The organism is Pseudomonas sp. ARP3 (genome assembly GCF_001029595.1).
In the GTDB taxonomy this organism is placed as follows: domain Bacteria; phylum Pseudomonadota; class Gammaproteobacteria; order Pseudomonadales; family Pseudomonadaceae; genus Aquipseudomonas; species Aquipseudomonas rhodesiae.
The window spans coordinates 1-21,131 of sequence record NZ_LEKF01000039.1; the positions used below are offsets into that span (position 1 = coordinate 1).

Genomic DNA, 21,131 nt, shown 5'->3' on the forward strand with positions numbered 1-21,131 from the left:
CCGTTGATCAGCGGGTGCATCCAGCCTTCGTGGGAACCGTCGAAGGCGAACGACATAAAGTGCAGTTCGCAGTCGGTCGGGCCGGTTTCGTAGCGTTCGCCGGTGGCGATGATATGCGCCACCAACGGGCCGTGGGCCACCGCCACCCCTTTGGGCATCCCGGTGGAGCCGGAGGTGTAGATCACGTAGGCCAGGTTGTCGCCGTCCAGTGCGGCGTTGGGGGCGGTATCGCGATTGTCGGACCAGAGCGGTGTGTGATCAATTGCAAGGACATGCAGGCCATCCGGGATCGGCAAGCGCGGCTGCACCGTCGAATGCGTCAGCAGCAACTGAGCGCAGCTGTCCTCCAACATATACAGCAGCCGATCACGCGGATATTCGATATCCAGCGGCACATACACTCCACCAGCCTTCATGACTGCCAGGAACGCCACCATGATCTCGGCACTGCGCGGCATGGCGATAGCCACGCGAACCTCGGCGCCAACCCCACGGGCAATCAACGCATGGGCCAGGCGGTTGGCCTGGCGGTCCAGCTCGCCGTAGGTCAGGGTTTGGGTGTCGAATTTCACCGCTACGGCATCGGGGGTTTCCCGGGCGCGGTCGGCGAACAATTCGTGCACCAGGCGCTGGGCCGAGAAGCCGGCATCGCTGCGGTCCCACAGGTGCAGAATGTGCTGTTGTTCCGCGTCATCCAGCAATTTCAACTGGCCGATGCTTTGCTGCGGGTCGGCCACCATTGCCTGCAACAGGTTGTGCCAGTGGCGGCTCATACGTTCGATGGTGGCGGCGGTAAACAGGTCGGTGGCGTAGCTCAACGAAGCGTTGAGCCGCTCCTGGGACTCATCGATATCCAACACCAGATCGAAATGCGCATTGGTGTCGCCCCACGTCACCGGGATCATGTCCAAATGCGCCAGACGCTGCAGATGCTGGCCGGACTGGCTGATATGGTGGTTGAACGCCACTTGGAACAATGGGCTCAAGCTCAGGCTGCGCTCGGGCTGGAGGGCCTCGACCAATTGCTCGAAGGGCAGGTCCTGATGGGCCTGGGCTTCCAGGGCACGCTCTTTCACCTGGGCCAACAATTGGCGCACGCTGACGTGACCATCGATCTCGGCTTTGAGTACCTGGGTATTGACGAAGAAGCCAATCAGACGCTCGGTTTCCACACGGTTGCGGTTGGCAATCGGCACGCCAACGCGAATGTCCTGTTGGCCGCTGTAGCGGTGCAGCAGCGCCTGATAAGACGCCAGCAACAGCATAAACAGGGTCACCCCTTCACGCTGAGCCAGGGCCCTGAGGTCGTCGAGCAACGGGCTCGACAGGTCAATGGACAAACGCGCGCCACGATGGCTCGGTACCGCCGGGCGCTGATAATCGAACGGCAGCTCCAGCACCGGTTGCTCACCGCCCAGCAGCTCGCGCCAGTAGCTCAGTTGACGCGCCTTCTCGCCCGCCTCCATCCACTGGCGTTGCCACACCGCGTAATCGGCATATTGAATCGGCAGCGCCGGCAATTGCAGGCGCTGGCCCTGACTGCAAGCGCCATAGAGCTGCACCAGCTCGTCGACCATCACCTGCATCGACCAGCCATCGGAAATGATGTGGTGCTGTACCAGCACCAGCACATGCTCATCTTCGGTCAGGCGTAGCAGGTTGACCCGCATCAGCGGCCCCGCACGCAGGTCGAAAGGTTGCGCGATACAGGCTTGCAGTGTGGCTTCAAGGTGCGCTTCATCGGTATCGAGCACGGCCATGGCAAGGTGTACCTGCGGGCTGATCACCTGCACAGTGCGCTCGGCTTCCTGGAGCAGATGGGTGCGCAAGCTTTCGTGGCGAGCGACCAGGGCATCCAGGGCCTGTTGCAGCGCATCGACATTCAACGGCCCCCGCAGACGCAATGCACTGGGCATGTGATACGCCGCGCTGGTCGGGTCCAGTTGCCACAGAAACCATTGGCGCTCCTGGGCATAGGACAGTGCCAGCGGCTGCTCGCGCGACACGCTGACCATCGGCGGCGCGGTGTCGGCCTGCACGTCCGCGCACGCCACGGCAAACGCTTCCAGCGTCGGCTGTTCGAACAAGACGCGCAACGGGACTTCCCGCTTGAGGTCGTGACGCACCCGAGAGATCACCTGGGTGGCCAGCAAGGAGTGGCCGCCACGTTCGAAAAAGTGGTCATCCAGCCCCACCGACTCGACCTGCAACACCGCCTGCCAGATGGCCGCCAGTTGCTGTTGCAGCGGGGTTTGCGCGGCACGGTAGGCTTGGGGCGATTGGCTCAGGTCCGGGGCCGGCAGCGCGCGGCGGTCGAGTTTGCCGCTGGGGTTCAAGGGCAGCGCATCGAGCACCACCCAGTGCGCGGGCACCATGTAGTCCGGCAGGGAGCGCTGCAAGGTCGCCGCCAGGGCCTGGGTATTCAGCGGCTGCTCCAGGGCCGGTACGACGTAGGCCACCAGTTGCGCACCGGTCGCGCTCGGCTGGGCGATCACGGCCGCCTCACGTACCTGCGGCAAGCCTTGCAGATGGGCTTCGATCTCGCCCATTTCGATACGGAAACCACGCACTTTGACTTGATGGTCGATACGCCCCACATACTCCAGGGCGCCCGCCGCGTTGTAGCGGGCCAGGTCGCCACTGCGGTAGAGCCGCGCACCCGGCGTGCTGGAAAACGGGTCGGGCAGGAAGCGTTCAGCGGTCAGCGCCGGGCGGTCGAAGTACCCCTGGGCCAGGCCGGCTTCGGCGCCGATGCACAGCTCGCCGACGCCTTCGCTGTCCAGCAGGTCGAAGGTACTGTCGAGCACATACAGCCCACGGCCTTCGATGGCGCGGCCAATCGGTACGCCAAACGCTTCGCTGGCATCCGCCAGTTGGCAGGTGTGCACGCTGGACACCACGGTGGCCTCGGTCGGCCCGTAGGTGTTGACCAGGCGCACAGCGCCCAGCCCAGCGGCGTGCCAGGCGCGCAGCCCTTCCACCGACATCGCCTCGCCCCCCACATGCACCTGGCGCAGGTTGCCCAGCGTTCGGCCATCCACGGCGCACTCCTTGGCCAGCAGGTACCAGTAGGCCGCTGGCAGGTCGGCCAGGGTCACGCCCTGCTCGACGATTTCCCGTGCCAGTTGCCCGGCGTCCCACAGCTCGTCACCGCGCATGATCAGCGCCGCGCCCATGCACAGTGGTGGGTAACACTGCTCGACAAAGCCGTCGAAGCTGAACGTGGCGAACTGCAGCACACGGTCATCGCTACGCAATTGGCTATAGCGGGCGGCGCTGTCGCAGAACTGGCCGAGAGCGGCATGGTCGATGGCCACGCCCTTGGGCTGGCCGGTGGAACCTGAGGTGTAGATCACGTAGGCCAGGTCGGCAGCGGCGGCATGGTTGGGCGGATTGAGCGCCGAGTAGCCCGCCAGCTCCGCCCCCTCGGCACTGAAGTCCAAGCGGGTCAGGGCCTCGGGCAACGGCAGGTCGGCAAGCAGCCCGGTTTCGCTGAGCAGCAGGTTCAAGCGACTGTCGGCCAGCATGTAGGCCAAGCGCTCGGCGGGGTACTTGGGGTCCAGCGGCACATAGGCCGCGCCGCTCTTGAGCACGGCCAACAGGCTGACGATCAACTGCGGACCACGGCGACACGCCAGGCCCACGCGCTGGCCGGGAGCAACGCCAAGCTCCAGCAGACGATGAGCCAGACGGTTGGCTCGCGCGTTGAGCTGTGCGTAGCTCAACTGTTCGTTAGCCGCCTGCACGGCCAGTGCGTCGGGGGTGCTGGCGGCCTGGGCGGCGATGCGTTCATGCACGCGCGCGCGGCTCTGGGCAGCGGCAGCTGATTGACTGCGGGCGAGCAGTTCGCGCCGGGTGTCGGGCGCCAGCAGCTGCAGGCTGCCCAACGGCGCCTGGGCATCGGCGAGCAGTTGCACCAGCAGATGCCGCAGGTTGGCGCCCAGTCGGCCGACCTGCTCGGCACTCAAACGTGCACGGTCGTAGCTGAATTCCAGACGCAGGCTCGCGCCTAGCTCTATGCCCAGGGTCAGCGGGTAATGGGTGCGTTCGTGGTTGTGCAATGGTCCGAACGTCAACCCGGCGGGCGCGCCCTGTTTGAGGGCTTCGGCCACCGGGAAGTTTTCGAATACCAGCAAGGTATCGAACAGCGCGCCCTGTTGGCCGGCCCAGCCTTGAATGTCATAGAGCGGCACGTGTTCGTGATCGCGCAGGCTCAGGTTGAGGGTTTGCAACGCGCTGAGCCAATCGGCGGCCGACTGCGAAGGCGACGCCGCGCTGACGATGGGCAAGGTATTGATAAACAGGCCCAACTGCTGCTCGATCCCCGGCAACGGTGCCGAACGCCCGGCCACCGTGGCACCGAAGGCCACGCAGGCTTGGCCGGTGTAACGCTGCAACAGCAAGGCCCAGGCACCTTGCAGCACGGTGTTAAGGGTGACTTTACGTGCGCGGGCAAATTCACCGAGGGCGCGGGTGAAGTCGGCGTCCAGCACCATGGAGTAATCGGCCATGCCGGTGCCGTTGACCGGTGTGCGCAGCGTGTCGGCGAGTAGGGTCGGCGCTTCCAGCGGTGCCAATGCGGCTTTCCAGAACGCTTCGCCGCTGGGCTGTTGCTGCAACCAGCCGAGGTAATCGCGGAACTGCCCTGCCGGCGCAGGGACGGCATGGCCGGCGTAGTGAGCGATCACTTCGGCAAGCAATTGGGCGTTACTCCAGCCATCCATCAGGATGTGGTGACTGGTGAATATCAGGTGCCACCCGTGGCCGGCGCCGCGCACCAGCATCAGGCGAAACAGCGGCGCCGCGTCGAGGGCAAAGCCCTTGTCGCGCTCGGCTTCGGCCAGTGCATCCAGATCGGCGCCCGTGTCTTCGATCACCTGCAACTGCAAATCGACATGGCGCTGGATCAGTTGATGGGCGCTGTGCAGGCCCAGCCAATGAAAGCTGCTGCGCAGGATGTCATGGCGGTCCAGGGCGGCCTGCCAGGCACGCCCGAACGCCAGCAGGTCCAGGCCTTCGATATCCAGGCGCAGTTGGTTGATATAGGCCTGGGCCTCGGGTTCGTACAAGCTGTGGAACAGCATGCCCTGCTGCATCGGCGACAGCGGGTAGAGATCGGCAATCTGCGGCCCCGCCACAGGCAACCCGTCCAATTGCGCCTGGCTCAGGCGCGCCAGGGGGAAATCCGACGGCGTGACCTGCCCCGCCGGTGTGGCACAGCACAGCTCGATCACGGCCTTGAGTTCGGCGGCATAGTCGTCGGCCAGACGCTGGACGGTCGTCTCGTCGAACATCTCGCTGCTAAAGCCCCAACGCAACGCCAGCTCGCCGCCATACACCTGCCCTTCCACTGTCAGCCAGTTGGCCAACGGCGCCTCGGGGTCCTGGGCCTGGCCGCTGCCCTGTGGCGACGGGACGAATAGCGCCGCCTCGTCGAACTGGCGGTCGAATTGGCCCAGGTAGTTGAAGGTAATGCGCGGCGCGGCCTGGCTCGCCAGGCTTGCACGCGCGTCCGGGGTGCCGAGGTAGCGCAGCAGGCCATAGCCGATGCCTTTGTGCGGCACGGCGCGCAGCTGTTCCTTGACCGCCTTGATCGCGCTCGACAACTCGCCGTTGGCCTGCAAGCGCAGCGGGAACAGGCTGGTGAACCAACCGACGGTGCGGCTCAGGTCGAGGCTGTCGAACAGGTCTTCCCGGCCATGGCCTTCCAGTTGGATCAACGCCGCAGGTTGCTGGCTCCAACGGCTGATGACGCGCGCCAGGGCGGTCAGCAGCAGGTCGTTGACCTGGGTGCGATAAGCCGCTGGAGCATCCTGCAAGAGCTGGCGGGTGTGCTCGGCGTCGAGGCGGATTTCAAGGGTGCGGCCCAGGCGGTTTTGCAGGCCGCCGTGAGGGTTGTCGCAGGGCAGCTCCGTCGCCATGGACTGCGCCTGCCAGTACGGCAGTTGGGCATCAAGGGTCAGTGCATGGGCCTGCAACTGTTGCGCCCATTGTTGGTAGGCGCTGGTTTTGGCTGGCAATGCGGCGTGGCGATAAGCCTGTTGCAGATCGTCCAGCAGTACGCGCCAGGACACGCCGTCGACCACCAGGTGATGGATTACCAGCAGCAACTGCTGCGTGCCATCGGTCATTGTCAGCAGCACGGCGCGCAGCAACGGGCCGCGTGCCAGGTCCAGGCTGCGCTGGGCCTCATCGCACAGTGCGGCCAGCTCGTTATCGTCGGCGACCTGGGTTTGCCACAATGCCGCCTCAGTGATCGGCGCGGCGTGCTGTTGCTGCCATTGGCCGTCCCGCTCGACGAAGCGCAGGCGCAGGGCGTCGTGATGGTTGATCAACCGGGTCAGGGCCGCTTCCAGGCGTGCCGGTACCAAGGCTTCGCGCGGGGTCAGCAGCAGCGATTGGTTCCAGTGCTGACGCGCCGGGATCGCCTGCTCGAAGAAGCTGGCCTGCACTGGGGTCAGGATCACGTCGCCGCTGACAGGGCCTTGGTCGATCACCGCCAGTTGCTCAAAGCTCGCGATCTGCGCCAGGCCGCGCACACTCTGGTACTGGAACAGGTCCCGCGGGCTGAGGCGGATACCGGCCTGACGCGCGCGGCTGACCACCTGGATGGAGATGATCGAATCGCCGCCCAGTTCGAAAAAGTTGTCGTCCAGGCCGACCTGGGATACGCCAAGCACATCACTCCAGATCGCCGCCAGCGCCTGTTGCATGGGATTCTGCGGGGCGCTGTAAGCCTGCTGTGGCGCGGCGTCCGGCAGCGGCAAGGCTTTACGGTCGAGCTTGCCATTGGCGGTCACCGGCAGTTTGGCCAGGTGCACCCAATGGGTCGGCACCATGTATTCCGGCAGGTTGTTGAGCAGCCAGCCCTTGAGGTCGTCCGGCGCGTCACCCTGCGGCACCAGATAGGCTACCAATTGCTTGCCGCCCTGCACCAGCACCACGGCTTCGCGCACTGACGGGTGCTGCAACAGACGTGTTTCGATTTCCCCCAGCTCGATACGCAGCCCCCGTAGCTTGACCTGATGATCGAGGCGTCCGAGGTATTCGATCACCCCATCGGCACGCTGGCGCACACGGTCGCCGGTCCGGTACAGACGCGCCCCCGCGCCGAACGGGCTGGGCACGAAGCGCTCGGCGGTCAGCGCGCCACGCCGATGGTAACTGCGTGCCAGGCCGACGCCGCCCAGGTACAGCTCGCCGGATACCCCGGCGGGCAGCGGGTTGAGCTGGGCGTCGAGCACGTAGGTGCCGAGGTTGGCGATAGGACGGCCGATGGGTACACAGTCGGCGCCTTCGTCGACGCAGGACCAGTGGGTCACGTCGATGGCGGCTTCGGTCGGGCCGTAAAGGTTGTACAGGCCGGCATTCGGCAACTTGGCGAACACCTGCTGCTGCGCCTCCAGCGGCAAGGCTTCGCCGCTGCACACGATGCGCTTGAGGCTCGCGCAACCCTGCACGCCCGGCTCGTGGATAAACGCTTGCAGCATCGACGGCACGAAGTGCACGGTGGTGATGGCATGGCGTTCGATGCTCTCGATCAGGCGCGCCGGTTCGCGGTGTTCGCCGGGGGCCGCGACCACCAGGCGCGCGCCGGTCATCAGCGGCCAGAAGAACTCCCAGACCGACACGTCAAAGCTGAATGGCGTCTTCTGCAACACCGCGTCGCGCACGCCCAAGCCATAGGCTTGCTGCATCCAGCACAGCCGGTTGACCAAAGCGCGATGGCTGTTACCGGCCCCCTTGGGTTTGCCGGTGGAGCCGGAGGTGTAGATCACGTAGGCCAGGTTCAGCGCGTGCACGGTCACTTCGGGCGATGCGCTGCTGTAGCCCTCCAGCCAATCGCCAGGCTGATCGAGGGCAATCACCCGGATACCCGCAGTGGGCAACGACGGCAGCAGGCTCTGCTGGGTAAGCAGCAGTTGGACGCCGCTGTCTTCAAGCATGTAGGCCAGGCGCTCCTGGGGGTATTCGGGGTCGAGCGGCACATAGGCGCCGCCCGCCTTGAGAATCGCCAGCAGGCCGATGACCATCTCCACCGAACGCTCGGCGCAGATCCCGACCAACCTATCCGGGCCAACGCCCTGCTCGATCAACGCATGGGCCAAACGGTTGGCGCGGGTATCGAGCTGGGCATAGCTCAGGGTGGTATCGCCGAACTGCAAGGCCGGCGCATCCGGGGTAGCGCGTACCTGGTCTTCGATCAGGTGGTGAATGCCGCGCTCGGTGGGATAGGTTTGCGCAGTCTGGTTCCAGGTGTGGATCACGCGTTGAAGTTCGTCGGCGTCCAGCATCGGCAACTCGCCGATACGCTGCTCGCCATCGCCCACCATGGTGTGCAGCAGGCTGATCCAGTGGCGGGCCATACGCTCGATGGACGGCGCGTCGAACAGGTCGTTGGCGTAGGTCAGCGCAGCGTGCAGGGTGCCGGATTTTTCGTAGGTATCCAGGGTCAGGTCGAACTGGGTAGTACGGCCTTGCCACTCCACCAGGGCCAGCTCCAGGCCCGAGGCGGTGCTGACCGAGGCGATATCGGCCACCACCGGTTGGTGGTTGTACATCACCTGGAACAGCGGCGTATGGCTCAGGCTGCGCTCGACGTGCAGCGCTTCCACCAGGCGCTCGAAGGGCAATTCCTGATGGGCCTGGGCGCCGAGGGCATGTTCCTTGATGGCTTGCAGCAGTTCGGCGACGCGGGTTTGCCCGGTCAGTTCAGTGCGCAGCACCTGAGTGTTGACGAAGAAGCCAATCAGCCCCTCGACTTCCGTGCGGTTGCGGTTGGCGATCGGCACGCCGACGCGGATGTCACCCTGGCCGGTATAGCGATGCAGCAGCACGTTGAACGCACCCAGCAACAGCATGAACAGAGTGACATTGTGGCGCTGCGCACAACTGCGCAATTGCGCGGCAAGGTCCGCGTCAATCGCGAAGTGATGGCGAGTGCCCTGGTAGCTGGGCATGGCCGGGCGCGGGCGGTCGGTGGGCAGTTCCAGCACTGGGTGCTCATCCCCCAGGCGCGCCTGCCAGTAATCCAGTTGCCGCGCCTGCTCCCCCGCTTCCAGCCAGCGGCGCTGCCACAGGGCGTAGTCGCTGTATTGGATCGGCAGCGGCGGCAGTCGGGGTGTTTCGTTGCGTTCGTAGGCGTCGTAGCAGCGGATGAATTCGTCGATCAGCACATTCATCGACCAACCGTCGGAGACGATATGGTGCAGGGTCAGCAGCAGCACATGCTCCTGCTCGGCGAGTTTGAGCAGTTGCACGCGCAGCAGCGGACCATGCTCCAGATCGAACGGCAACAGCGACTGGCGCACCGCCGCGTCGCTCACCGCCTGCTCCCGCTCGGCCGGCGGCAGGTCGCTCAGGTCGAGCTGCTCCACCACCACCGAGGGCTCGATGGCCACCTGGGACAAGCGCTCATCAGCCTGGCGCTGAAACACCGTGCGCAGGGTTTCGTGGCGCTCGACCAGACTGGCGAACGCCTGCTCCATAGCCCGCAAGCTCAGCGTGCCTTTGAGCCGCACCGCGCCCGGCAAGTTATAGGCGCCACTGGTCGGGTCCAATTGCCAAAGAAACCACATGCGCTGCTGCGCATAGGACAACGCCTGGCGATCCTCCGCCTGCACCCCAGCCGGAATCGGAAACCGCGAAAACTCCACGCCTTCTGTCTGTAAGGCCTGCAAGAACCGCTGGCGTTTTTCCAGGGGCAACCCGATAAACCGGCGAGCAAGTTTCAAGGAGTCTTCAGCATTCATTTCTTGGGATCCGGAGCAATAGGCAGGAAGCACAAAGGCACGTCGTCCCTATAAAACGAATCGCGAAAGGAAAAATTAGCGAGGGGATGCAGGCGCGAAACCGAGCGTCATCAAGGGTTACACCTGTGACGGGAAAGCTGCACGTAACCGAGCTAGCATTGACGCAAACCACTCTCTGCAACTACATTTAGTTACACGCAAGGAACGCCGTGTCCAAAAATGAAAAGCTGCTGGCCAAACTGCTCAATGAGCAAATGGCATTTACATGGCCCGAACTCGTCACGCTGCTGCGTCGCCTGGGCTACACACAGATCGAAGGGGCTGGAAGCCGCGTCAAGTTCGACAGTGGCGACCCCACTGCCATGATCACGCTGCACAAGCCTCACCCTGGCAACGAACTGAAGCACTACATTCGACGCCAGATCATCGAACAATTGAAATCAGGAGAACTGATTCAGTGAACAACCAACTCAAACACAAAGGCTACATCGGCTCTATCGAGGCCAGCCTTGAAGACAACTGCCTGTTCGGCAAGATCTTGTTCATCAAGGCGCTGATCAGCTACGAAGGAAAAACCGTCGCTGATTTGGATGCCGCTTTTCAGGCGGCCGTGGACGACTATCTCGTGACGTGCCAGAACCTTGGTCAAACCCCGGAAAAGCCATGCAAGGGCTCTTTCAATGTGCGGGTTGGACATGACCTGCATTTGGCTGCGGCGCTGGCGGCGACCCGCAAGAAAGTCACACTCAATGACCTGACGCGTCAGGCGCTGAGTGAGTTCCTGCAACATCACTTCGCGGAACTTCACCCCAGCGCATAGCAAACTACCCCAACCGCCGATACCCCAGTAATGCCGCCCCCAGTACCACGCCTCCCGCGGCCAGCGCCACCCAGAACCCGCTGGCGGCACCGAAGTGGTCGATCATCCAGCCGGAACTCGCGGCGCCAATGGCTACCCCGATGCTCAGGCCGGTGATCAGCCAGGTCATGCCTTCGGTCAGGCGGCTGGGCGGGACGAGGCGCTCCACCAGGGCCATGGAGACGATCAGCGTTGGCGCGAAAAACAGCCCGGAGATAAAAATCGCCACGGCTAGGCCAGGGATATTGCTTGCCCACAGCAACGGCACGGTGGTCAGCGCCGTCGCCACCCCGCAAGTGAGGAACTGCCGTGGCAAGGACGCCTTGAGTTTGAGGGCGCCGAAGCCCAGCCCGGCCAGGCACGAGCCGATGGCATACACCGACAGCACAATGCTCGCCGCCGCCGGCTGGCCCTGCTGCTGGGCGAACGCCACGCTGACCACATCCACCACGCCGACGATCACGCCCATGGCCAGCAGCAGGATCATCAGGATCAGCACCGAGGGCGACGCGATCAGCCAGCGGCCGTGATGATCCTGATGCGCATGCACCGGCGGTTCGGTCTCGCGCTGCAACACGAAGGTGGTGACACCTACGGCCAGCAGCAGCGCCGCCGCTAACGGCCCGGCCTCGGGAAACACTACGACGCTCAGCCCGACCGAAATCGGCGGGCCAATGATAAAGCACACCTCATCGAGCACCGACTCCAGGGCAAACGCCGTGCGCAATCGGGGTTGGCCGCGATACACCTCGGTCCAGCGTGCTCGCACCATGGCTGACATGTTCGGCATGCAGCCGCACAGCGCGGCAAATACAAACAGCGTCCAGGTCGGCGCCTGCAGGCGCGTGCATAACAACAACAGTAATAACGCGCCGCCGCCAATCAACGCAGCGATCGGCAGCACCCGACCCTGCCCGTAGCGATCCACCAGGCGCGAGACCTGGGGCGCACAGAACGCCGTGGCCAGGGCAAACACCGCCGCCACCGAGCCCGCCAGGCCATAGCCACCCTGCACTTGCGAGAGCATGGTGATCAGGCCGATACCGGTCATCGACACTGGCATGCGCGCAAGCATGCCCGCCAGCACAAAGGCGCGGGCGCCGGGAACCTGGAATAAATCCGCGTAAGGGTTTGCCATGACTCAGACGCCTTCTGTGCCGAATGTGCGCATTTTTTCCATCACACCAACCGTTTGATCTGCTTATGCCGCCATACCAACCGGTAATACGCGGTCTGCAGCCCGAGCATCGCCAGGTAGGTGACCGGGAAGGCCATCCACACCCCTTCCAGACCGAAATGCGCATTGAACAGGTAGGCCATCGGCAACTCGACGCACAGCACGCAGAAAATCGAAATCGCTACCGGCATCAGCACCACGCCACTGGCGCGCATGATGCCCCCCACCACAGCCTGAAAGCCGAACACCAGGATGCTCCACAACATGATGTGCAACAGGTGTTCAGCGTTGACCCGCGCCTGCGCCTCAGTGATGAACAGCCCCAGCAACCAGTGCGACAGTGCATAGCCGAGCACAATCAGGCCGCCGGTCAGGCAGGTGTTGATCAGCAGGCCGGTGCGCAGGATCGGGCCGATGCGCTCCAGGCGCCCGGCGCCGATTGCCTGGGCGCCGAGGATCGAGGCCGTGATGGCTATCGACAAGGCCGGGAACTGCACGTAGTTGACGATCTGCGTCACCGCGCCATAAGCCGCAGTGGCTTGGGAGCCGTGGCCGTTGACCAGCGCCAGGATGACCAATTCCGACAGCGACAACACCACCATTTGCAGGCCGGTGGGCAAGCCGATGCGCAGCACTTTGCCGAGAATCGCGCGGTCCAGGCGTAAAGCCGCAAGTAACTCGCGATCCGGCGCCATCACATGCTGTTTGCGGCGCAGGCGCAGGATCAAAAACAGCATCGCCGCCCCGTTGCCCACCAGACCGGCGTACACCGCGCTCTGGATGCCCAGGGGTGGCAGGCCGATCCAGCCGCCAATCAACGCGGGAGTCAGCAGCAGGCCCACCAGGGTCGAAACCATCAGCGCCAGCAAGGGTGAAATGGTGTCACTGACGCCGCGCAACAGTTGGGTGTAGAGGATGAACACCAGCAGTAACGGCATGATCAGCATCATCATCCGCGCATAGCCGACCGCATCGTCGAGCACATCCAGCGGCGTGCCAAGGGCCTGTAACGCCGAGCGCGCAAACAGACTGCCCAGCACCGCCGCACTCACGCCCACCAGCGCGCCCAGGGCCAGCGTAGCGCCGGTGATGGACTTGACCATTGCCGTTTCCTGAGCGCCCCACGCCTGGCCGATCAACACCGACGCGCCCGCCCCCAGGCCGATCACCAGGGCGATGAAAAAGAACACCACCGGGAACATCCCCGACACCGCTGCCAGAGCCTGGGTGCCGAGCATTTGCCCGACATAGATGCCATTGAGGGTGCCGGACAAACTTTGCAGGAAGTTGGACAGCACCATCGGTGCGAGAAAGATCAGGTAGACCTGCCACAGCGGACGTTGCAAAGGGCTTTGCATGAAAAAACCGGGCCTCGGAGAGCTAGAGCGTCCGAGGGTTATACCGTAATTGGATCCTATCTTCCCGAGGTTTGTCCTTTATCGACAGGACGATCGGCCAGGCTCAATCGCCAAACGTCTTCGACGGCCTGCGTGACGTCGGATCAAAGGGATTGATCCTCGGCCCGATGGCTGCGGCTTCGCGCTTGAGCAATTCCACCACCATCGGCAAGCGGCTCGGCCCCAAGCGATCACTGATGGTCGCCACACTCAACGCAGCCACCGCGTGCCCCTCGCGATTGAGGATCGGCACCGCCAGGCCCGCCATGCCTTCCAGCACCCCGGTGTTACGCGCCGCATAGCCCAGGGTGCGCACATTCTCCACTTCCGACCGCAGCAGCACTTCGTCGTAGAGGTGAAAGTCCTTGAGCCGGGGCAGGTTGTAGCGGATCACGGTTTCGCGTTCTTCCTCCGGCAAGTAGGCCAGGATGGCCAGGCTGCCCTGCCCCACACCCAGGGCCACGCGCCCACCGATGTCGCCGGTGAAGGTGCGGATCGGGTACGGACCTTCGCTGCGGTCCAGGCAAATCGCATCGAAGCCGCTGCGCGCCAGCAAAAACAGCGAATCGCCCAAGGAGGCGCTCAGGCGCAACAGACTCGGTCGCACCAGGTCGCGCAGGTTGCCGGTCTTGCCCGCATTGGCCGCCAGGGCGAAGAACTCCAGGCTCAGGCGATAGCGCTTGCTGCGCGCATCCTGCTCCACCATGCCCTCTTCCATCAGGCTGCGTAGCAGGCGGTGGGTGGTGGGTTGCGAAAGGCCGACCTGTTGCGCGAGCTGCGTTACCCGTTCGCCGCCTTCGCAGACTTCGCCCAATGCGCGCAACAACGCAAACACGCGCGACACAGCACCGGCGCCAACTTCCTTTAGATTTTCATTCCGCTCAGTGGAATCCATACCGCGTCTTCTCGCTATTAATTCTGGTGAATGAATAAAACTGAAAAAAGTAGTTCGTTCAGTGAAATTCCATCTTTCGCGCATCCTAGTCTTCGTCCTAATCTGCGTCCACAGGGGCGAAAACGAACAACACGCGGCAGCCGACTCAAGATCGAGCGCCAACGCACCCGCAATACGCTTTTCGCATCTGCCCAAAACAAAAAAAGCGCGTTTCGACGCGACTGAAAAAGGTGGAACGCAGACATGGCATTTCTCCAACTCAACGCCTTGAGCAAACGCTACGGCGCCGTCGACGCCGTGGTCGCCACCGACCTGGCCGTGGAAAAAGGCGAGTTCGTTTCCCTGCTCGGCCCTTCGGGCTGTGGCAAGACCACTACCCTGCAAATGATTGCCGGCTTCGTCGAGGTGACCAGCGGCCAGATCCTGCTGGATGGGCGCGACATCACCCACGCCAAGCCCGCCAGCCGTGGCCTGGGCGTGGTGTTCCAGAGCTACGCGCTGTTCCCGCACATGAGCGTGCGCGACAACGTCGCCTTCGGCCTGAAGATGCGCAAAGTGCCCGCCGCCGAGATCGCCAGCAAGGTCAAGACCGTGCTCGACCTGGTGCGCCTGGCTCCCCACGCCGAGCGTTACCCCCGTGAGCTGTCCGGCGGCCAGCGCCAACGCGTGGCCCTGGCGCGCGCCTTAGTGATTGAACCGCCGGTGCTGCTGCTGGATGAGCCGCTGTCCAACCTCGACGCCAACCTGCGCGAAGAGATGCAGTTCGAGATCCGCCGCATCCAGTGCGCGGTGGGCATCACCACGCTGATGGTCACCCATGACCAGGCCGAAGCGCTGTCCATCAGCGACCGCGTGGTGGTGATGGAGGCCGGCCGCGTGACCCAGATCGACGCGCCCTACACCCTCTACGAACACCCGCGCACACGCTTTATTTCTGACTTCGTAGGCAAGGCCAACCTGTTGCCCGGCGATTACGACGCCCTCGGCACGCCGCAAGTGCGGCAGGCAAGCGGCGACGGCGAACTGACCCTCAGCCTGCGCCCGGAGAAAATCCAGCTGGTCAACGCCGGCAGCGGCCGCCTGCAAGGCCAGGTGCTCGACCGCTTCTTCTTCGGCAGCCAATGGCTGTACCGCATCCACACTTCGCTGGGTGAAATCACCGTGGTGCGCGCCAACGATGGCAGCGCACCGCTGGGCAACGGCGCAGCGGTGGGCCTTGAGTGGCCGGCCGAGTTGCTGCGGGTGCTGGCTGCCGACGAGGTACGCCCATGAGTCGGGGCTATCTGCTGTCGCTGCCGGCGCTGCTGCTGTTTACCGGGCTGCTGATCCTGCCGTTGGGGCTGACCCTAGTGCTGTCGTTCAACGTGTTCGACTACCAAGTGGGGGTGAAGGCCCATGAGTGGACCCTCGCCCATTACCTGGCGCTGTTCAGCGATGCGTATTTCTACGAGATCTTCTGGCGCACGTTTTGGATCAGCGCGTTGGTCACCTTGCTGTGCGTGGTGATCGGCGTGCCGGAGGCCTACATCCTCAGCCGCATGGGTACACCGTGGCGCTCGATCTTTCTGATCCTGATCCTCACCCCGCTGCTGATATCGGTAGTGGTGCGCGCGTTCGGCTGGAGCCTGCTGTTGGGGGCCGATGGCCTGGTCAACCAATTGATTCAACTACTCGGCGGGCGCCCGGTGAAGCTGTTGTACACGCCGTTCGCGGTGATCATCGCGCTGGTGCATGTGATGCTGCCGTTCATGATCATTCCGGTGTGGACCTCGCTGCAAAAGCTCGACCCGTCGGCCGAACAGGCGGCGCTGTCCCTCGGCGCCAGCCAGGCCACGGTGATGCGCAAGATCGTGTTACCCCAGGTGATGCCGGGGGTGCTGTCCGGCACCCTGATTGTGTTCGGCCTGGCCGCCAGCTCGTTCGCTATTCCCGGCCTGCTCGGCGGACGCCGCCTGAAAATGGTCGCCACCGTGGTGTACGACCAGTACCTCTCGGAACTCAACTGGCCCATGGGCGCGACCATCGCGGTGGTGCTGTTGCTGGTCAATCTGCTGATCATGCTGAGCTGGAACCGCCTGCTCGAAAGCCGTTACAAAAAGTCCCTGGGGGTTTAGACACATGTCCAGAAACGGTCCTTTGGCCCTCGGCTTCCATGGCTTGGTGGTGCTGTTCATGATGGCGCCGCTGGTGGTGGTATGCCTGGTGGCGTTTACCCCGGAGAACACCTTGAGTCTGCCGACCCAGGGTTTCTCCCTGCGCTGGTTCCGCGCGGTGTTCGAGCGTGCCGACTTTATCCAGGCGTTCTACAACAGCCTGATCCTGGCGTTCAGCGCCGCGACCCTGGCCACGCTGATCGCAGTGCCGGCGGCGTTGGCGATCAGTCGCTACTCGTTTCCGGGGCGCGACTTTTTCAGCGCCTTGTTCCTGTCGCCGATCATCATTCCGCACCTGGTGCTGGGGGTAGCGATGTTGCGTCTGTTCGCCCTGATGGGGGTGAACGGCAGCTTCACTTGGCTGATGCTCGCCCACGTCGTGATCATCACCCCGTACGTGCTGCGCCTGGTGCTGGCGGCGGCCATCGGCATCGACCGCAGCGCCGAGCAGGCCGCCGAATCCTTGGGGGCCGGCCGCTTTACGCTGTTTCGTCAGATCACCCTGCCGATGATCCTGCCCGGCGTGGCCGGCGGCTGGCTGCTGGCGTTTATCAACAGTTTCGATGAAGTGACTTTGTCGATTTTCGTCAGCTCGCCGGCGACCCAAACCCTGCCGGTGCGCATGTACGTGTACGCCACCGAATCCATCGATCCGATGATGGCGGCGGTGTCGGCGCTGGTGATCGCGCTGACGGCAGCGACCATGATTCTGCTGGACCGGGTCTACGGCCTGGACCGCGTACTGGTGGGGAAACATTGATGGGCTTGTTCAAACGCTTGGCCGACACCGCGCGCCCTGTGGTCGCGTTTACCCTCGACGGTCAGCCGGCCAGCGCCTTGCTCGGCGACACCCTGCTGACCGCCGTGCTGACCTGCAGCGAACACCTGCGCGGCAGCGACTTCAGCGCCGAGCGCCGCGCCGGGTTTTGCCTGATGGGCGCCTGCCAGGATTGCTGGGTGCGGCTGGAGGACGGCCGGCGCGTGCGGGCCTGTTCGACCCTGCTGGAAGAAGGCCAGGCGATCCGCCGCGATCCGGGGCGTACAGCATGAAGCCGGTGGTGATTGTGGGCGCAGGCCCGGCGGGCATCAGCGCGGCGCGCACCCTGCTCGATTACGGCATCCGCGCCTGCCTGGTGGACGAAGGTCTGCGCGGCGGCGGGCAGATTTATCGGCGCCAACCCGAAGGCTTCCAGCGCACCGCCCAGCAGCTCTATGGCTTCGAAGCGGGCAAGGCCCAGGCCGTGCATCGCACCCTGGATGAGCTGGCCCCCTTGATCGATTATCGGCCACGCACCCTGGTGTGGAATGCCGAGGACCAGCGCCTGGACCTGTTCACGGATAACCGCGCCGACAGCGTCGAGTATTCGCGGCTGATCGTCGCCACCGGTGCCACCGACCGTATCCTGCCGGTGCCCGGTTGGACCTTGCCCGGTGTCTACAGCCTGGGCGCAGCGCAGATCGCCTTGAAGTATCAGGGCTGCGCAATCGGTGAGCGGGTGGCGCTGTGTGGCAGCGGGCCTTTGTTGTATTTGGTGGCGTACCAATACGCCAAGGCCGGCGCGACGGTGGTAGCGGTGCTCGACAGCGCCCCGTTCAGCGCCCAGTGCCGCGCGCTGCCGGCCCTGCTTGGGCAACCGGCGACGCTGGCCAAGGGCATGTACTACCGCGCCTGGCTGACGGCCCACGGGGTGCCCGTGCATCAGGGCGCGACGCTGGCGCAGATCGACGGTGTGCAACGGGTCAGCGGCATTCGTTGGGGCGCCCACACCCTCGCCTGCGACGCCGTCGCCTTCGCCCATGCCCTGCGTAGCGAAACCCAACTGGCCGATCTGCTCGGTTGTGCATTCGCCTGGAACCCCTTGAACCGCGCCTGGCTGCCCACCCGCGATAGCGCCGGGCGCAGCAGCGTAAACGGCGTATACCTGGCAGGTGACGGCGCCGCAATCATGGGTGCGGACGCTGCGCAAATGGCCGGCGAACGCGCGGCGCTGGCGCTACTGGAAGACGTCGGCATCGCCATTGATCGGCACAGGCCCGCCGTGCTGGAACAGCAATTGGCGCGCATCCAGCGCTTTCGCCTGGGCCTGGAGACCGCGTTTCCCTTTCCAGAAAAGTGGGCGGCACAAGCGCCGGACAATCTGACCGTGTGTCGCTGCGAAGAAGTCAGCGCCGGCGATATCCGCGCGGTGGTGGACGCCGGTCACTGGGAGATCAATCGGGTCAAGGCCCACTGCCGCGTCGGCATGGGGCGCTGCCAGGGCCGGTTGTGTGGGTTGGCGGCAGCGGAGATTGTCGCTGAGCGCAGCGGCCGCAGCGTTGAGGACGTCGGTCGCCTACGTGGTCAAGCCCCGATCAAGCCGCTGCCGTTTGGCGTGCAGGTGCAGCCATGAGCGACGTGATCGTACTGGGGGGCGGTATTGTTGGCGCGTCGGCGGCGTTGATGCTCGCCCAAAAAGGCCAGCACGTGACGCTGGTGGAGCGTGACTTTTGCGGCTCTCATTCCAGCGGCGTCAATTACGGCGGCGTGCGCCGCCAGGGTCGGCCCTTGCATCAATTGCCACTGTCGCAGCGCGCCCATCAGTTATGGGGCGAGTTACCGGGTTTGATCGGCATCGACGGCGAATACGTGCGCTGCGGGCATCTGAAATTGGCCCGCAGCGCCGCCGATTTCGCCGCGCTGCACGCCTACGCCGAGCGCACCCGCGAGTTTGATCTGGGCCTGCAACTGCTGGATCGCGCCGAACTGCGCGCGCGCTTCCCGTGGGTGGGCGACGTGGCGGTCGGCGCCTCGCTGTGCCCGGAAGACGGGCATGCCAACCCGCGCCTGGTGTCACCGGCCTTTGCCCGCGCGGCGCAGCGTCACGGTGCGGTCGTGCACGAACAGGCCGAAGTGGTACGCATCGAGCACGATGGCCGCGTGTTCCAAGTGCACTGTGCCAATGGCCTGCACTTGCACGCGCCATGGCTGTTGAACTGTGCCGGTGCCTGGGCCGGCAGCGTGGCCGCACAGTTCGGTGAACCGGTGCCGATCACCTCGGCGCACCCGGCGATGCTGGTGACCGAGCCGCTGCCGGTAGTGATGGACGTGAGCACGGGCGTCGAAGGCGGCGGGATCTATGCGCGCCAGGTGGCGCGAGGCAATTGCATCCTGGGTGGCGGGCGTGGTTTTGCCCTCGGGCCGCGTCAAGCACGCCCTGGGCAAGCGGCAGTGCTGGAGATTCTGCGCAATGCCGCCGAGCTGTACCCGTTTCTTCAGGGCGCCCAGGCGATTCGCACCTGGAGCGGCACCGAAGGTTACTTGCCCGATCATGAACCGGTGATCGGTCCCAGCAGCACCACACCGGGTCTGCTCCACGGTTTCGGCTTTGCCGGCGCCGGGTTCCAGCTCGGCCCTGCCGTCGGTGAAGCCTTGGCAGAGATCGTCTGCTCGGGCGCCAGCCGTCAGCCCATCGAAGCGTTTTCCATCCGTCGATTCCAAGCCTGAGAGGAAAAACCATGAACCCACGTAATGCACTGTCCTGCTTGACCCTCGCCCTGTTCGCCGCCGGTGCCCATGCCGCGCCGACGCTGTATCTGGGCATGAACGGCGGCACCATGGAACGGGTGTATGCCGATAAAGTACTGCCCGCGTTCGAGAAGGCCAACAACGTCAAAGTGGTGATCGTACCCGGCACCTCGTCGGACATTCTCGCCAAGGTCCAGGCCAATAAAAACAACCCGCAGATGCATGTGATGTTCCTCGACGACGGCATCATGTACCGCGCCATTTCCATGGGCCTGTGCGACAAACTCACGCCCAGCCCGACCCTGGAGCAAATCCCGGCCAAGGCGAAAATCAAGGACCAAGCGGTGGCCGTGACCCTGGGCGTCACCGGCCTGGGCTACAACGCCAGGCTGTTCAAGGAAAAAGGCTGGGCCGCCCCGACGTCGTGGATGGACCTGGCCGACCCACGCTTCAAGGACAAAGTGGTGTTCCAGTCCCTGGCCTCCTCCACCTTCGGCCTGCACGGTTTCTTGATGTTCAACCGTTTGCAGGGCGGCGATGAGACCAACGTGGACCCCGGCTTCAAGGCCTGGCCGAAAACCGTCGGCCCCAACGTACTGGAATACATCGCCAGCTCGGCGAAAATCTCCGAGATGGTGCAGACCGACGAAGCCGCGATCTTCCCCCTCACCCCAACCCAGGTCGCTACCCAGAAACTGCTCGGCGTACCGATGGAATATGCGCAACCCAAGGAAGGCGCGGTCGTGCTCAACGTCGCCGAATGCGTAATCGCCCGCAACGACCAGCCGGAGCTGGCGCAGAAACTCGCGGCCTACCTGCTGAGCGCCGAAGCCCAGGCGCCGGCGCTGGAGGAAGGTGACCAAATCCCCTCGAACCCGACCACGCCGACCACCGACAAAACCCGCGCGCGGGTGGAGGCGATGCAGGGTTATTTGCAGACAGCGATTTCGATTGATTGGGACCAGGTGAACCAGGCGCGGCCGGAGTGGAATGCGCGGTGGAGTCGGTCGATTGAGCGGTAGAGCGCGGGGCAAGCCCGCTCACCACAGAGTTATTTCAGCCTTTGAAACGTGTGTAAAGATCTATGGCTATTGGGGCCAAATGCCCCGAGTTGCCGGGTGGTAGCCCAGAGGAATTTAACTCTGGGAGAGGGCTTGCTGTGGTGAGCGGGCTTGCCCCGCGCTGGGCTGCGAAGCAGCCCCAAACCCAGGCACCTCGGTGTGTCAGCTAAACCACATCGCCTGGAATGGGGCCGCTTCGCGGCCCAGCGCGGGGCAAGCCCGCTCACCACAGAGTTATTTCAGCCTTTGAAACGTGTGTAGAGATCTATGGCTATTGAGGCCAGATGCGCCGAGTTGCCGGGTGGTGGCCCAGAGGAATTTAACTCTGGGAG

Annotated in this window: 13 protein-coding genes; 9 read left to right on the top strand and 4 right to left on the bottom strand. The window is 64.2% G+C overall.

Annotated elements, in window-relative coordinates; all coding sequences use genetic code 11:
* A partial coding sequence (locus ABX75_RS27170; protein WP_053060119.1) for a non-ribosomal peptide synthetase occupies nt 1-9,752 on the bottom strand: 9,752 nt, incomplete at its 3' end.
* A gap of 209 nt (nt 9,753-9,961) precedes the next feature.
* On the opposite strand from ABX75_RS27170, the gene ABX75_RS27175 reads away from it, so the two are divergent.
* Together ABX75_RS27175 and ABX75_RS27180 are read left to right on the top strand one after the other, a co-directional pair.
* Nucleotides 9,962-10,213, top strand: a complete 252-nt coding sequence (locus ABX75_RS27175; RefSeq protein WP_034096965.1) for a type II toxin-antitoxin system HicA family toxin — start codon at nt 9,962-9,964, stop codon at nt 10,211-10,213.
* Nucleotides 10,210-10,572, top strand: a complete 363-nt coding sequence (locus ABX75_RS27180) for a type II toxin-antitoxin system HicB family antitoxin (RefSeq protein WP_034096964.1) — start codon at nt 10,210-10,212, stop codon at nt 10,570-10,572. The genes ABX75_RS27175 and ABX75_RS27180 overlap by 4 nt, the downstream gene beginning before the upstream one ends.
* Nucleotides 10,573-10,576: 4 nt before the next feature.
* Here ABX75_RS27180 and ABX75_RS27185 read toward each other — a convergent pair whose 3' ends face one another.
* The 3 genes from ABX75_RS27185 to ABX75_RS27195 all read right to left on the bottom strand — a co-directional run bounded on the left by ABX75_RS27185 (nt 10,577) and on the right by ABX75_RS27195 (nt 14,080).
* Nucleotides 10,577-11,749, bottom strand: a complete 1,173-nt coding sequence (locus tag ABX75_RS27185) for an MFS transporter (RefSeq protein ID WP_047883050.1) — start codon at nt 11,747-11,749, stop codon at nt 10,577-10,579.
* A gap of 41 nt (nt 11,750-11,790) precedes the next feature.
* Complete coding sequence (locus ABX75_RS27190) at nt 11,791-13,146, bottom strand: MATE family efflux transporter (RefSeq protein WP_034096962.1); 1,356 nt, start codon at nt 13,144-13,146, stop codon at nt 11,791-11,793.
* Between the two features lie 103 nt (nt 13,147-13,249).
* Nucleotides 13,250-14,080 (bottom strand): IclR family transcriptional regulator, encoded by an 831-nt coding sequence (locus ABX75_RS27195; RefSeq protein ID WP_047883051.1) that lies wholly within the window; start codon nt 14,078-14,080, stop codon nt 13,250-13,252.
* A gap of 243 nt (nt 14,081-14,323) precedes the next feature.
* Between ABX75_RS27195 and ABX75_RS27200 the strand changes: the two genes are divergently transcribed.
* From ABX75_RS27200 to ABX75_RS27230, 7 genes are read left to right on the top strand one after another with little or no spacing between them, the layout of a single operon-like run.
* On the top strand, nt 14,324-15,352 hold the full coding sequence (locus tag ABX75_RS27200) for an ABC transporter ATP-binding protein (RefSeq protein WP_034096960.1): 1,029 nt from the start codon (nt 14,324-14,326) through the stop codon (nt 15,350-15,352).
* Nucleotides 15,349-16,194 (top strand): ABC transporter permease, encoded by an 846-nt coding sequence (locus ABX75_RS27205; RefSeq protein WP_047883052.1) that lies wholly within the window; start codon nt 15,349-15,351, stop codon nt 16,192-16,194. Before ABX75_RS27200 ends, ABX75_RS27205 begins: the two co-directional genes overlap by 4 nt.
* A gap of 4 nt (nt 16,195-16,198) precedes the next feature.
* Nucleotides 16,199-16,993, top strand: coding sequence for an ABC transporter permease (locus ABX75_RS27210; RefSeq protein WP_034137844.1), 795 nt, complete (start codon nt 16,199-16,201; stop codon nt 16,991-16,993).
* A complete protein-coding gene (locus ABX75_RS27215; RefSeq protein WP_040268003.1) occupies nt 16,993-17,283 on the top strand; it encodes a (2Fe-2S)-binding protein in 291 nt (96 codons plus the stop codon). The genes ABX75_RS27210 and ABX75_RS27215 overlap by 1 nt, the downstream gene beginning before the upstream one ends.
* Complete coding sequence (locus ABX75_RS27220; protein ID WP_034096956.1) at nt 17,280-18,623, top strand: NAD(P)/FAD-dependent oxidoreductase; 1,344 nt, start codon at nt 17,280-17,282, stop codon at nt 18,621-18,623. Before ABX75_RS27215 ends, ABX75_RS27220 begins: the two co-directional genes overlap by 4 nt.
* Complete coding sequence (locus ABX75_RS27225) at nt 18,620-19,717, top strand: FAD-binding oxidoreductase (RefSeq protein WP_034113089.1); 1,098 nt, start codon at nt 18,620-18,622, stop codon at nt 19,715-19,717. The genes ABX75_RS27220 and ABX75_RS27225 overlap by 4 nt, the downstream gene beginning before the upstream one ends.
* A gap of 11 nt (nt 19,718-19,728) precedes the next feature.
* Nucleotides 19,729-20,760: an ABC transporter substrate-binding protein gene (locus ABX75_RS27230; RefSeq protein WP_034096954.1), complete on the top strand. Its 1,032-nt coding sequence runs from the start codon at nt 19,729-19,731 to the stop codon at nt 20,758-20,760.
* The last annotated feature ends 371 nt before the right edge of the window (nt 20,761-21,131 follow it).